At 64.6% G+C, this 13,264-nt stretch carries 11 protein-coding genes; 5 read left to right on the top strand and 6 right to left on the bottom strand.

Annotation, left to right across the window (positions count from 1 at the left end):
- Window positions 1–52 precede the first annotated feature (52 nt).
- Window positions 53–802: a transcriptional repressor LexA gene (gene lexA / locus VH499_RS18120; protein ID WP_332054148.1), complete on the top strand. Its 750-nt coding sequence runs from the start codon at window positions 53–55 to the stop codon at window positions 800–802.
- Between the two features lie 70 nt (window positions 803–872).
- Window positions 873–1,847 carry a LysR family transcriptional regulator gene (locus tag VH499_RS18115; protein WP_332054211.1) on the top strand — a complete coding sequence of 325 codons (975 nt, stop codon included), beginning with the start codon at window positions 873–875 and terminating at the stop codon, window positions 1,845–1,847.
- Here VH499_RS18115 and VH499_RS18110 read toward each other — a convergent pair.
- Together VH499_RS18110 and VH499_RS18105 are read right to left on the bottom strand one after the other, a co-directional pair.
- Window positions 1,780–2,889, bottom strand: a complete 1,110-nt coding sequence (locus VH499_RS18110) for a YeiH family protein (RefSeq protein ID WP_332054147.1) — start codon at window positions 2,887–2,889, stop codon at window positions 1,780–1,782. The genes VH499_RS18115 and VH499_RS18110 overlap by 68 nt on opposite strands.
- 118 nt (window positions 2,890–3,007) lie before the next feature.
- Complete coding sequence (locus VH499_RS18105; protein WP_332054146.1) at window positions 3,008–5,137, bottom strand: ComEC/Rec2 family competence protein; 2,130 nt, start codon at window positions 5,135–5,137, stop codon at window positions 3,008–3,010.
- Window positions 5,138–5,253: 116 nt separating this feature from the next.
- Between VH499_RS18105 and gltX the strand changes: the two genes are divergently transcribed.
- The 3 genes from gltX (at window position 5,254) to VH499_RS18090 (ending at window position 8,470) form a co-directional block, all read left to right on the top strand.
- Complete coding sequence (gene gltX, locus VH499_RS18100) at window positions 5,254–6,651, top strand: glutamate--tRNA ligase (protein WP_332054145.1); 1,398 nt, start codon at window positions 5,254–5,256, stop codon at window positions 6,649–6,651.
- A gap of 287 nt (window positions 6,652–6,938) precedes the next feature.
- On the top strand, window positions 6,939–8,237 hold the full coding sequence (gltA, locus tag VH499_RS18095) for a citrate synthase (RefSeq protein ID WP_332054144.1): 1,299 nt from the start codon (window positions 6,939–6,941) through the stop codon (window positions 8,235–8,237).
- 32 nt (window positions 8,238–8,269) lie between these two features.
- The gene (locus VH499_RS18090; protein ID WP_332054143.1) at window positions 8,270–8,470 is read left to right on the top strand and encodes a hypothetical protein; all 201 of its coding nucleotides are present in this window, start codon (window positions 8,270–8,272) and stop codon (window positions 8,468–8,470) included.
- Window positions 8,471–8,521: 51 nt separating this feature from the next.
- Here VH499_RS18090 and gloA read toward each other — a convergent pair whose 3' ends face one another.
- The 4 genes from gloA to rseP all read right to left on the bottom strand — a co-directional run bounded on the left by gloA (window position 8,522) and on the right by rseP (window position 13,255).
- Window positions 8,522–8,929 (bottom strand): lactoylglutathione lyase, encoded by a 408-nt coding sequence (gene gloA / locus VH499_RS18085; protein WP_332054142.1) that lies wholly within the window; start codon window positions 8,927–8,929, stop codon window positions 8,522–8,524.
- Window positions 8,930–8,941: 12 nt separating this feature from the next.
- On the bottom strand, window positions 8,942–9,424 hold the full coding sequence (gene fabZ / locus VH499_RS18080) for a 3-hydroxyacyl-ACP dehydratase FabZ (protein WP_332054141.1): 483 nt from the start codon (window positions 9,422–9,424) through the stop codon (window positions 8,942–8,944).
- Between the two features lie 16 nt (window positions 9,425–9,440).
- A complete protein-coding gene (gene bamA / locus VH499_RS18075) occupies window positions 9,441–11,735 on the bottom strand; it encodes an outer membrane protein assembly factor BamA (protein ID WP_332054140.1) in 2,295 nt (764 codons plus the stop codon).
- Window positions 11,736–11,875: 140 nt separating this feature from the next.
- Window positions 11,876–13,255, bottom strand: coding sequence for an RIP metalloprotease RseP (gene rseP / locus VH499_RS18070; protein WP_332054139.1), 1,380 nt, complete (start codon window positions 13,253–13,255; stop codon window positions 11,876–11,878).
- Window positions 13,256–13,264: the final 9 nt, after the last annotated feature.

The raw sequence follows: 13,264 nt of genomic DNA, 5'->3' as shown, positions 1-13,264 counted from the left end.
GCGGGTTTCAGGATTTGTTCCGAAATCTGGTAGTTGGTCTGGGGAGAAATTGGTGCTGACCCGCAAGCAAAACGAACTGCTGCTGTTCATCAACAAGCGCCTGAACGACGCTGGCGTGTCGCCCTCGTTCGATGAAATGAAGGAGGCGCTACGCCTGAAGTCCAAGTCCGGCATCCATCGGCTAATCACCGGCCTCGAGGAGCGCGGTTTCCTGCGTCGCCTTCCGCACCGGGCGCGCGCGCTGCAAGTTCTGAAGCTTCCCGAGGCGGCTGCCCTGCCCGCCCCGAACGTCACCCCCTTTGTCGCCGAAGCGCGCCGGCCCGGAATTGCGGAGCCGCGCGAGGCTTTCGTGCCCCAGGTCGTGCGCGGCGATCGCGTTCCCCTCTCCGGCGTTTTCCAGGCTGCGAACGAGGCCCAGGCCCTCAGCCTGCCGCTCTACGGCCGCATCGCCGCCGGCACCCCCATCGAGGCGCTGCGCGACAATTCCAGCACTGTCGACGTACCTGTGTCCCTGCTCGGATCCGGCGCGCACTACTGTCTCGAAGTACAGGGCGATTCGATGATCGAAGCCGGTATCCAGGACGGCGATATCGTCATCATCAGGAGCGCCGATACTGCCGAGACCGGCGAGATCGTGGTCGCATTGATCGATGATGCCGAGGCGACCCTGAAGCGCTTGCGCAAGAAAGGCGCCTCGATCGCGCTCGAACCCGCCAATGCCGCCTACGAGACCCGCATCTTCGGGCCGGACAGGGTCAAGATCCAGGGCCGGCTGGCGGGTCTCTATCGCCGCTATCACTGATCGGCGACATCCATCCACCCTTGCGGGTGACCAATCGCCACGAATGCCGTCGGAGGCTATCGTGCTGCGCATGACGCTGGAGCAGCTTCGTGTTTTCGTGGCCGTGGCCGAACGCCAGCACATGACGCGTGCTGCCGAGGCCTTGCATCTGGCGCAATCGGCGGTGAGCGCTGCGATCGCGGCACTCGAGGCACGGCACGGCGCGAGGCTGTTCCATCGCGTCGGGCGAGGCATCGAGCTTACCGGCGCAGGGGTTCTCTTCCTGAACGAGGCGCGGGCCGTGCTCGCCCGGGCCGAGGCCGCCGAATTGGTCCTTTCAGAGCTGGGCGGCCTGCAACGTGGGACGCTTTCGATACATGCGAGCAAGACGATCGCCAGCTACTGGCTGCCGCGGCATATCGTTTCCTTCCGGCGCGCCCACCCCGCCATCGATATCCGGCTGAGTGTGGGCAATACCGCGCAGGTGGCCGCCGCTGTTCATGAGGGCCTTGCCGAGCTCGGTTTCGTCGAGGGCGCTATCGACGATCCGATGCTCGTTGCCACGGAAGTGGCGCGCGATCAGCTTGTCGTGGTCGTCGGCGCCGACCATTCCTGGTGCCGGGCCAATCGAGTCGAGATGGCGCAACTTGTCGATACCGAATGGGTGCTGCGAGAGCCCGGATCGGGGACGCGTTCCGAGTTCGAGGCGGCGCTGGAGTCAGCCGGCATCTCCCTGAAAGACATCAAGGTCGCCCTGGAGCTGCCGACCAACGAGGCCATCCGCGCGGCCGTGGAAGCAGGCCTTGGCGCGACGGCGATTTCCGCCTCGGTCGCAGCGCCGGGACTGGAAGCGGGCCTGCTGCATCAGGTCAAGGTCGCATTGCCGGAAAGGGCATTCCATGCGCTCCGGCACGTCGAGCGTCCTGGAAGCGTCGCGGCCGAACGCTTGCTCGCCGTCATGGGCGTTCGCTCCCAGGCGGAGCGCCCGACACCCGGGCTCAGGCGATCCCGATCAGGCGGATCAGCCCGAAGCTCATCGCGCCGAGCACGATCAGCGACAGCGTAACCGCAGCCGTCACGCGTCCACCGGCTTGTGCAACACTGCGAAGGTCGGTCGAGAGACCGAGTGCGGCCATGGCAATGATGGTCAGCCAGTTGGCGAGAGCCGCCGTCGGTGCCAGGACCACCTGGGGTAACAGTCCCAGGGAACGCAGGAGAGCCAGCAAAAGGAAGCCGACGATGAACCAGGGCACGAGTTTGTGCAGGCCCGGACCGCCTTTCCTCGGACGATCTCCTGCCGTGGTGTGCGCAGGCTGCCCGTCTCTCTGATCGCGCAGACGGCGCGTCAGCAGCGTCAGCACCAAAACGACCGGTCCCAGCATCAGAACCCGCACCAGCTTGACCAGGGTGCCAATCTGGATGGCGACCGCCCCGACGGGCGCCGTTGCCGCAAGTACCTGCGGTACGGCATAGACGGTCAATCCCGCCAGAACACCGTATTGGAGGTGGCTCATGTCGGCAAAGGCCGGCAGGAACGGGAGACCGAGCACGACCGCGACGCCGAGGACGGCGGTGAAGGCAATCGACGCGGCGACATCCTCGCCGCTGGCACCGATCACCGGCGCCACGGCGGCGATCGCGGAGTTCCCGCAGATCGAATTGCCACAGGCGACCAACACCGCCAGCCGATGGCGCAGACCGAGGAGGCGGCCAATGGCATAGCTGGCGACGATGGCCACCACGACGATCGCCGCGATGCCGGCCAGCAAGGCCGGTCCCGTCGCCATGATCGTGGCCACGCTGAGCGACGCGCCGAGCAGCACCACCGCCACCTCGAGCAACGTCTTGGCGCAAAAGGAAATGCCCGCGAACGCCCGCTGGCTGGGCGTCCAGATCGTCCGGACTATCGTGCCGACCAGGATGGCCAATACCAACGCTTCCAGCCAGGCGCGGCCGAAGAGACGTGCCTCTGCCTCCTCCAGCACGACGGCCACCAGGGTCACCGCGACGCAGAGCACGAGGCCGGGAGCCAGCCGGGCAGCCAGTCCGACCGGGCGTTCCTGCGGGACGGCAGAGGCGTTGGGAGAAACGACGCGTGTCACCATCATGCTCTCGAGCAAAATTTGCGCCTCAAGATCGCCCGTGGGCGCGATCCGTTCCAATTCAATGGCACGTTCAAACCAATCTGTCTTTTGGATTGATCCGCAACGCGAACTTTCTCCCCGCTCAGGCGCCCGGCGCCTTCATCAGCGCCATGCGCCGGCTGGAACTGTTCGGGACCCAGGGTCGATCACCACGCGCGGCATTGGCAGTGAGACGCCGGACGCCGGTCTCCTCCAGCCACAACGCCTGGGCGCCTTCGTGCCAGGCAGTCCGCCGATCGATCACCAGTCGCGGGCCTCGGCAGCGGCCGAGCGCATCCACTGTTGCAAGCACGATGTCGGCACCGGCACAAGCCTCGGCTACCCGCTGTTCGTCGCTCACCAGGGCGACGTGCCATGGGCCCTTTTGCCAGCGGCAGAGGCCGGAAGCGCAACCGAGGCCAAGCGCCTGTTCCTCGGCGCTCGCGGTCCATTTGCGCGCCCCGCTCTGGCCAGTACGACGCGCCCAGGCCTCGACAACAAAGCGGTCGGTACGCCGCGACGCGACCTGAAGCACGCCATGGCCGTCGCGTACACCGAGCACGCGCCCGTCCTCGCTCATCAGGAGATCGGCCGCAGGCCCCGGGCTCAAAAGCAGCCCTGCCGCGATCACGGGCACCCCAGCCAGCCGCCAGCGACGGCGCCACAGGCAGAGCCACAAGCCACCCAGCGTCAGCAACCAGAGGCTGGCGCCCGGCAAAGACGGGACCAACATCGCTGCCTGCGGCCAAGCCGCCACGTGGGCGGCAATCGCATCCAGCCCTGTGATTCCCCAGCCCATCGGCATCAGTGCGAATCGCTCCAGGCCGAAGGGCATCAACAGCATGCCGAGAAGTCCCCAAGGCATGATCCAGAAGCCGGTCAGGGGAACGCCCAGCAGGTTGGCAACAATGCCCAAGAACGAGAGCCGGTTGAAGTGGTAGGCCGCGAAGGCACCGGTCGCGACCGAGGCGATCAGGGTCGTGGCAAGGCTGGCGCCTAATCCGGCTACCGCGCGCCAGAGCCAACGATGCTTCGTCGTTTCGATGCGTTCGTGCCATCGTCGGCGCCACCTGCCGGCCGCTTCCCAGGCTGCGATCAAGGCGATGACGGCCGCGAACGACATCTGGAACGAGGCGCCGGTCAGGGCATCGGGGGCAGCCGCCAGAACGACGATTGCCGACCAGGCGACCAGCCGCAGCGACAACGCCGTCCGATCGAGCAGGATCGCCAGCAGGGCAAAAGCCGCCATGGCGCAGGCGCGCTGAGCAGGCACAGGCGCACCGGCGAGCGCGGTGTAGAATAGTGCGACGAGAAGGGCCACCACGGCGGCGAACTTCTTGGCATCGACGCGCAGCGCGAGCGGTGGGACGAGCGCGATGCCGTAGCGCAGACAGCCCATCACCAACGCCACCACGAATACGATGTGCAGACCGGAGATGGACAGGATGTGGGCCAGACCTGAATCGCGCATCGACTGGTTGATCTCGCGCGTCACAGCGGTCTGCTCGCCCGTGAGCAACGCAGCGGCGACCCCGCCTTGCGGGCCCGGCAAGGCCTCGAGAATGCGGACCGTGATCTTGGCCCGCAGGCCGTCGATGGTGCGCACGAGCCCACCCGGCTGGCCGTGCTCGATCACGACCGCGGGCGCCAAGGCATAGCCGACGGCGCCGATCTGCTGATACCAGGCGACGCGCTGGAAATCGAAAGCCCCCGGCGCCGCCGGACCCGCCGGCGGCGACAGGTTCGCGAGGATCAGCAATCGATCTCCCACCCCGATCACCGGGGCGCCGCGGCTCAGGGACACCCGGACGCGGACCGGCGTCATTTCCGGCAGCGGCACGCCCCGGCCCTTCAGGCGCACGGCCTCGAGCACCACGCGCACACCGTCGGGCAGACGCTGCACATCGGCAATGCGCCCCTCGACATTGATGCTGAACAACGGGCGGCCGAGCACCGGCGCGGCAAGATCGGCGGTACGCCCGGTGGCGAGGCCAAACCCCATAGAAGCGGCAACGAGACCGATGCACAGCGCCCGGACCGCGGTTCCCGCCGAAGCAAGGAATGTCGCAGCGACCCCGGCTGCGGCCAGCACGGGACCAAGCCACATCGGCGGCTCGCTGGGCAAGGCGAAATAGATCGCGATGCCGAACCCCATCGCCACCGGCAGCCAAAGCATCCAGCGGCCGCGCTCGGCATCGAGCTGTTGCACAAACCAAGTGCGTGCCCCCGACACGCGCTCCCCCTTTTGCCTCGGCTGCCGTCGTGGTTTGACAGACATACTACGCTCGCCTACCAACGGCGCGCTTTTTCGGCCTAATTGCGGCAGAAGCCGCACCTTCTCATGCATCCATGACCGTCGTTACCCGCTTCGCCCCCTCGCCGACCGGCTATCTGCATATCGGTGGCGCGCGCACTGCGCTCTTCAACTGGCTGTTCGCCCGCCATCATGACGGCAAGTATCTGCTGCGCATCGAGGATACCGACCGCGCCCGCTCCACCCAGCCGGCCATCGAGGCAATTCTCGACGGTCTCTCCTGGCTCGGCCTGCACTGGGACGGCGAGGTGACCTTCCAGTTTGCGCGCGCGGCGCGCCATGCCGACATCGCGCGTCAGATGCTGGCCGAGGGCAAGGCTTACTACTGCTATGCCTCGCCCGAGGAACTGGCGGAGATGCGCACCGCACAACGCCAGGCAGGGCTACCCATGCGGTACGATGGGCGCTGGCGCGACCGCGACCCGAAGGACGCTCCTCCGGGCGTGGCGCCGGTGGTTCGCCTGAAGGCGCCGCAGAATGGCAAGACCATCATTCAGGATGCGGTGCAGGGCGAGGTTACGGTCGAAAATGCGCAGCTCGACGACATGGTCCTGCTGCGCGCCGACGGGACGCCGACCTACATGCTCGCGGTAGTGGTCGACGATCAGGACATGGGCGTGACCCACGTGATCCGCGGCGACGACCACCTGAACAATGCGTTTCGCCAGCTCCAGATCATCAAGGCGATGAGCTGGCCGGAGCCGGTCTATGCGCACATTCCTCTGATCCACGGCGCCGACGGCGCCAAGCTCAGCAAGCGCCATGGAGCGCTCGGTGTCGACGCCTATCGCGACATGGGCTTCTTGCCGGCGGCATTGCGCAACTACCTCCTGCGGCTCGGCTGGGGACACGGCGACGACGAGATCATCTCGACCGAGCAGGCGATCGAATGGTTCGATCTCGCCGGCGTCGGCCGATCGGCCTCGCGTTTTGACACGGTGAAGCTCACCAACCTCAACGCCCACTATTTGCGCGCTGCGCCTGATGCGGAGCTGTTGCCTCTGGTCCTGCCCAGCGTCGAGGCCAGGGTCGGCGCCATCGACGCGGCCGGCCGTCAACGCATCGAGCGCGGCCTCGATGGCGTGAAGCAGCGGTCGCGTACGCTGGTGGAGCTTGCCGACAACCTTGTCTTCTATGCCCGGAGCGGCGCGCCCGTGATCGTCGACGACAAGGCTCGCGCGCTTCTGACGACCGAGGCGAGAACATTGCTCGGCAAGCTCGCGGCAACCCTGGACAGGGAGAACGACTGGCGCGAGAAGCCGATGGAGGAAGCCATTCGCCGCTTCGCCGACAGCCAGGGTGTGAAGCTCGGGCAAGTCGCCCAGCCGCTGCGCGTGGCGCTCACGGGTTCTACCGTGTCACCCGGCATCTTCGAGGTGCTTTCCGTGCTAGGTCCCGACGAAACCCGGCTGAGATTGCTCGCCGCCGGATAGATCGAACAGCGACCACACTGCCGACTTTTCATATGCCTTCGCCGGGGCGTTTGGGCGACGCTCCAAGGCGTTCCGCAGCGGACCGGCTGACGCAGGTGCCCGGCAAGGTCGCGGCGAGCAGTCTGTTGATTCTTCCGATCATGCCAGTCGCCGAGCCATCCTGGGGCGGGCGCATCGCCTATCTGCTGCATCCCGCGAAATGGCGGCGGGGCGGCACAATTGCGCCTCCCGGGGCGGCTTGTTAGGGTGCCGCCCAACCCGCAAATCGAGCCCGAAAGAGTAGTCAAATGGCCAAATCGACCGCGACGCTGACCGACAACGAAACCGGCAAGTCCTTCGAATTCCCGATCATTCACGGCACGATCGGGCCGCGCCTGGTCGATATCCGCAAGCTCTACGGCCAGACCGGCATGTTCACCTACGACCCGGGCTTCACCTCGACCGGATCCTGTGGCTCCAAGATCACCTATATCGACGGCGACGAGGGCATCCTGCTCTATCGCGGTTACAACATCGCCGAACTCGCAGAGCAGAGCGACTTCATGGAGGTCTGCTATCTGCTGATGAAGGGCGACCTGCCGACCAAGGTCCAGAAGGAGAAGTTCGTCAAAGACATCACGCACCACACGATGGTGCATGAACAACTCAGCACCTTTTACCGTGGCTTCCGGCGCGATGCTCATCCGATGGCGGTGTGCTGTGGCGTCGTGGGCGCGATGGCCGCCTTCTATCACGACTCGCTCGACATCAACGATCCGCGCCAGCGCATGATCGCGTCCTATCGTCTGGTCGCCAAGATGCCGACCATTGCGGCGATGGCCTACAAGTACTCAGTCGGGCAGCCCTTCGTTTATCCGCGCAACGACCTCTCCTACTCCGCCAATTTCCTGCGCATGCTGTTCTCGGTGCCGGCCGAGGAGTACGAGGTCAATCCCGTGCTCGAGCGCGCTATGGACCGCATCCTCATGCTCCACGCCGATCACGAGCAGAACGCCTCGACGTCGACGGTCCGCCTCGCCGGTTCCTCGGGTGCCAATCCGTTCGCCTGCATCGCCGCCGGCATTGCCTCGCTTTGGGGCCCGAGCCACGGTGGCGCGAACGAGGCCGTGATCAACATGCTGAACGAGATTGGCGGCAAACAGAACATTCCGGGCTTCCTGTCGCGCGTGAAGGACAAGCAGGATCACACCCGGCTGATGGGTTTCGGGCATCGCGTCTACAAGAACTACGATCCGCGCGCCAAGGTCATGCGCCAGACCTGCCACGAGGTGTTGACCTCGCTCGGCATCGAGCACGATCCGTTGCTCGAACTGGCCATGGAGATGGAGCAAATCGCGCTGAAGGACGATTACTTCATCTCGAAGAAGCTCTACCCGAATGTCGACTTCTACTCGGGCATCATCTTCCGGGCGATCGGCATCCCGACCTCGATGTTCACCGTGCTGTTCGCGGTGGCCCGCACGGTCGGCTGGATCTCGCAGTGGAACGAGATGATCGAGGATCCGGACCAGAAGATCGGCCGTCCGCGCCAGCTCTACAACGGGCAGACCGAGCGGCCCTACAAGCCTCTGCACATGCGGGGCTGAGCCGCCTGTCCCGGCGGAAAAAGGGAGTGATGATGGCGAGATCGTTCCATGGATCGCGCCCGGCCACGACCTGGGCGGTCACGCAGAAGCCAAGACCGATGCCGCGGCTGGTGCGGCTCGGTCGCGCGGCCAACGACAACGTCCACCGGGCCGGCTTCAGGGCATGCCTCCTGGTCGCGGCGATTGTCACAGCATTGGCAGCGATCGCCCTATACGACTGGCGACTGATCTGACGATCGCCTGACGACCGGTATCGCCGGCCGACCGACGAGGCTCGGCTGCCCTTATTTCCGCTCGATCAGCTCGATCTTGTAGCCGTCGGGATCTTCGACGAAGGCGATGACCGTTGTGCCGAACTTCACCGGTCCGGGCGCGCGCGTGACCTTGCCGCCGGTCCTGGTGACCTGCTGACACATGCCGTGGACATCCGGCACGCCGACGGCGAGATGCCCGAAACCGGTGCCGATCTCGTACGGCTTCTCCTGGTCCCAGTTGTAGGTGAGCTCGACCACGCAGTGGTCCTTCTCGTCGCCGTATCCGACGAAGGCGAGCGTATACTTGCCTTCCGGCACCTCCCGCTTGCGAAGCACCTTCATTCCCATCGGCCCCGTATAGAAAGCCAGCGACTTGTCGAGATCCTTCACGCGGATCATCGTGTGCAGCATGCGGTAGTTGGCGGCTGTGTCGGGCATGGCGGTTCCCTCTTATCTGTCGCGAATCATCGCGGCGAACGTGGCTTCGGCCGCCACCTTGCCTTCGACGATCGCCTTGCCGGCAAATTTCCAGACGTTGGCGCGGCTCTGCACCTTCTCGACATGGAGCTCGAGCCGGTCCCCCGGCACCACCGGCCGGCGGAAGCGCGCCCCGTCGATCGACATGAAATAGACCAGCTTGCCCTCGGAGTCGGCACCGAAGGTCGAGACCACCAGGACGGCCGCCGTCTGCGCCATCGCCTCGACGATCAATACGCCGGGCATCACGGGCTCGGACGGGAAATGGCCCTGGAAGAACGGCTCGTTGAAGCTCACGTTCTTGATCCCGATGGCGCTCGCATCGAGGCGCATCTCGATGACGCGGTCCACCATCAGCATCGGGTAACGATGCGGGATCATCCGCAGGATGCGTTTGATGTCGACCGACGTTGCGGCCGTGGCCGCGATGCTGGTCTTGTCGGTCTGCATGTTCATGGCAGCGCAGTTCCCATCAGAAGCGGGTCCCGAAGCTGAAGCGGATCGCCTGGAGTCTGTCGTAGGGCGCATAAACCAGTGGTATCGTGTAGTCTATACGGATCGGACCGAACGGCGACACCCATTGCAAGCCGATTCCGGTGCCGACCCGCATCAACTGGTCCTGGAGGATGTTGTTGTCGACCCCGGGCTGGTAAACCGCGCCCCATAGTGACCCGACGTCGACGAACGCCTTGCCGACAATCCCGATTTCCTTGGGCAAGCCCAGCGGAAAGCTCAATTCGCCCATGCCGGTGTAGTAATACTGGCCGCCCAGCGCGTCGGCGGTATTGCCGTCGCGCGGCCCGATGCCGCCCACCGCCCAGCCCGGCAGTGAATCGCCGCCGATGAAGAAGCGGTTGGTGAGACGAAGCGTGGTGTTGTTGAAGGGTGCGATATAACCCACCGATCCGCTGATCGAGGCGACGAAGTCCTCGACGATCTGCTGGTAGAAGGTCGCATCGGCCGTCGTGCGGAAATAGTAGTTGTCGCCCAGGAGACCCGCGACCGCGATGGTATTGCGGACCAGGAATCCCTTGGTCGGATTGAGGCGCTGGTCACGTGTATCCCATGCCACGGTCTCGGAAATCTCCGACGTCACGGACTCGCCTGCCTGGGACTGGACGAGCGGCGAGGCAAACGGCTGGACATTGTAGATGTTCGTGTCGCGCAGCGTGTAACGGACCGTCTGGCTCGTGTGCTCGGTGAACGACCAGCCGGCACGCAACGCGAAGCCGATGCTCGAATCGCTGTAAGACGCGATGGCCTGCCGATCGTTCGTCGTCCGGAATATGTCGAAGCCGGCCGCCACCGGCCGATCCAGGAAGTAGGGTTCAGTAAAGCTGAGGTCGACCAAGGTGCTCAGTGTGCCGAGCGACAGGCCGAGCCGCAGGTCCTGGCCTTTGCCGAGCAGGTTGCGTTCCCGGATCGAAATGTCGCCCAGGATGCCACCCACCGACGAGTAGCCGGCACCGAAAGAGATCTCGCCGGTGCTTTGCTCGACCACCTGGACCTGGAGGTCCGTCTTGTCGGGCGTCGAGCCGGGCGTCGCCGAGATGTCGACCTTCTCGAAGAAGCCGAGGTTCTTCAGACGCTGCTCGCTGCGTCGGACCTTGGCGGTAGAGAAGGCATCACCTTCGGCCAGCCGGAACTCGCGGCGGATCACCTTGTCGAGGGTTCGTGTATTGCCCGAAATGTCGATTCGTTCGACATAGACTCGCGGCCCCTCCTGGATATTGAACGTGATGTCGATCGTGTGGGTTTCGCGGTTGCGCCGGATGTTGGGCCGGACGTCGACGAAGGCGTAGCCAAGCGTGCCCACGGCGTCCGACATCGCCGTTACCGTCTTGTCCACCTCGTTGGCGTCGTACCAATCTCCCTCGTCCATCGTGAGGTACGATTTGAGGGTATCGACGTCGAGGCCCTGGAACCGCGTGCTGATGTCGACCTTGCCGAACTTGTAGCGCTCGCCCTCGTGGATGGTGAAGGTGAGAAAGAAGCCGTCGCGTGTGGGCGACAGCTCGGCGACAGCCGACTCAACGCGGAAATCGGCATAACCCTCCGACAGATAGAATTTGCGCAGCAGTTCGCGGTCGAGATTGAGACGATCGGGATCAAACCGGTCGTCGGAGGACAGGAAACGCCACCAGGCGCTCTCGACCGTCCGGATCTGGCCGCGCAACGTGCCGTCGCTGAACCGCTTGTTACCGATAAAGGTGATGCGCTTGATGCCGGTAACGTTGCCTTCGTTGATCTCGAACACGAGATCGACACGCCCCTGCTCGAGCTTGATGATCTTGGGCTCGACGACAGCGTTATAACGGCCGCTTCGGCGATAGATCGTGAGCAGCCGCTCGACATCCGCGCGCACCCGTGCCTGCGTGAATACTTGACGGGCCTTGGACTGGACCTCGTCGCGCAGCTTGTCGTCCTCGATCTTGTGGTTTCCCTCGAAGGCGACGCGGTTGATGATGGGATTTTCCGTGACCTTTACCACGAGGGTCGAGCCCTGCATGTCCATTGTCACGTCCGAGAACAACCCTGTCGAGAACAACGCCTTCAGCGATCGGTCGGCGGCGGCGGCGTCGTAGGCTTGGCCTTCCTTGAGCTGCAGATAGGAGCGGATCGTCTCCGGCTCCGCGCGCACGTTGCCCTGGATCTGTACCGCCGTGATCGTCGTTCCGGTTCCCTTGGTGCGTTGCGCTTCGGCAGGCATGCTCAGTGCGAGAACCGCAGCAACGGCCAGAGCGGCCCAACGAAAGATCAAACTCACCCCTGGCACCTTCAGGACCTGCCGATGGCCACGTTGCGGACCGCCGCTTCATAAACCGCCGACAGGACGTTAGCTACCCCTTTTGTTCCCCAAGCCCGAGGTTCGCTCGTCAAGTCCTTCTCTCCCACCATCGTCTCGGATCACCGCAGCAATAGTTTGATGTCGTTGAAAGTCGCAACAAGCGCCATGCCGATGACCAGCGCGAAGCCGACCTTGAGCCCGAGTTCCTGAGCCTTCAATCCAAGCGGCCTGCCGCGGATCGCTTCGTAGAGATACATCGCGAGGTGGCCGCCATCGAGCATCGGCACGGGCAGGAGATTGAACACGCCCAGCACCACCGAAAGGGCAATGACGAGATTGAGGATGCCGATCCAGCCTGCGTAGGATGCCTCGCCCGCTGCCTTGGCGATGCGAATCGGACCACCAAGCTCATCGACCGGGCGCACGGCCGTCACGATTTGGGCCAGCGACGTGTAGAACATCGTGGTCATTCCCCACACGTGCCGGACGCCGGCCCACACGGAGCCGAGCATGTCGTGACTGCGGAACTCGGTCACGTTGGCGGCCCGAATGCGCAGGCGGCCAACGGTGTGCGTCGCGCCGGAGCAGTCGGTGACCCGGTCGGACTGCGGCACGATCGTCGTCTGCCGGCGCTGCCCGTCGCGGTCATACTGGACGACGAGCGACTGGCCTGCGCGATTGCCGATCAGATCCGGGATCCGGGAAAAGTACTCGACCGGCTTGCCGTCGATGGAGAGCAACAGGTCGCCGACCTTGAGGCCGGCCGCCTGGGCGGGACTGTCGGGCGTGAAGCCACCGACCACGGGACGAACGAGTTCGTCGATGCCGAGATCGCCGTAGCGGATGGTGTTGTGATAGCGATCGGTGCGTTCGCAGTACTGAGGGATGATCTCGCCGTGGAGCAGCGCATCGCCGCGGCGATATTCGACCGACATCGGCCGCGCAAGGTACAGGAATTGGGCGTCCTGGATGTCTTCGAAGCGATCGATCGCATGGCCATCAAGACGCACGATCTCGTCGCCGCTGCGCAAGCCCGCTTTGGCGGCCGGACCGCCGGGCTGCACGGCAACAACCGGCGGCGAGTAAGGCTCGCCGGCCACGTAGAAGACGCCGGTCAGCAGTACGATCGCAAACAGGAGGTTGGCGAGGGGACCGCCCAGCACGACAGCAGCGCGTGCATATAGCGGCTGGTTGAAGAACGCATGTCGCTTCTGATCGGCCGACAGCGGCTGGTCGGAGGGAAGCGCGCTGCTGCCGTCGCTGTCGCCGAGGAACTTCACGAACCCACCCAGCGGGATCAGCGAGATCTTCCAGCGCGTACCGTTCCTGTCGGTCCAGCCAACAAGCTCAGGCCCGAAGCCGATCGAAAAGACCTCGGCATGGATGCCAAAGCGCCGACCCACCCAGTAGTGGCCAAACTCGTGAACGAACACGAGCAATGTCAGCACCAGAATGAAGTACGGCAGATAGGTCGTGAACAGGCTGACAATGGCGTGCATGGTTAACTA

It is taken from the genome of Reyranella sp. (assembly GCF_036558665.1).
In the GTDB taxonomy this organism is placed as follows: domain Bacteria; phylum Pseudomonadota; class Alphaproteobacteria; order Reyranellales; family Reyranellaceae; genus Reyranella.
This window is presented reverse-complemented; position numbering and strand designations above follow the sequence as displayed.

Bases quoted from the DNA above. Each gene is read 5' to 3' on its own strand.
- VH499_RS18115 (WP_332054211.1), top strand. From the start codon at position 873: ATGACGCTGGAGCAGCTTCGTGTTTTCGTGGCCGTGGCCGAACGCCAG.
- VH499_RS18110 (WP_332054147.1), bottom strand. From the start codon at position 2,889: ATGATGGTGACACGCGTCGTTTCTCCCAACGCCTCTGCCGTCCCGCAG.
- gltX (WP_332054145.1), top strand. From the start codon at position 5,254: ATGACCGTCGTTACCCGCTTCGCCCCCTCGCCGACCGGCTATCTGCAT.
- gltA (WP_332054144.1), top strand. From the start codon at position 6,939: ATGGCCAAATCGACCGCGACGCTGACCGACAACGAAACCGGCAAGTCC.
- VH499_RS18090 (WP_332054143.1), top strand. From the start codon at position 8,270: ATGGCGAGATCGTTCCATGGATCGCGCCCGGCCACGACCTGGGCGGTC.
- gloA (WP_332054142.1), bottom strand. From the start codon at position 8,929: ATGCCCGACACAGCCGCCAACTACCGCATGCTGCACACGATGATCCGC.
- fabZ (WP_332054141.1), bottom strand. From the start codon at position 9,424: ATGAACATGCAGACCGACAAGACCAGCATCGCGGCCACGGCCGCAACG.
- rseP (WP_332054139.1), bottom strand. From the start codon at position 13,255: ATGCACGCCATTGTCAGCCTGTTCACGACCTATCTGCCGTACTTCATT.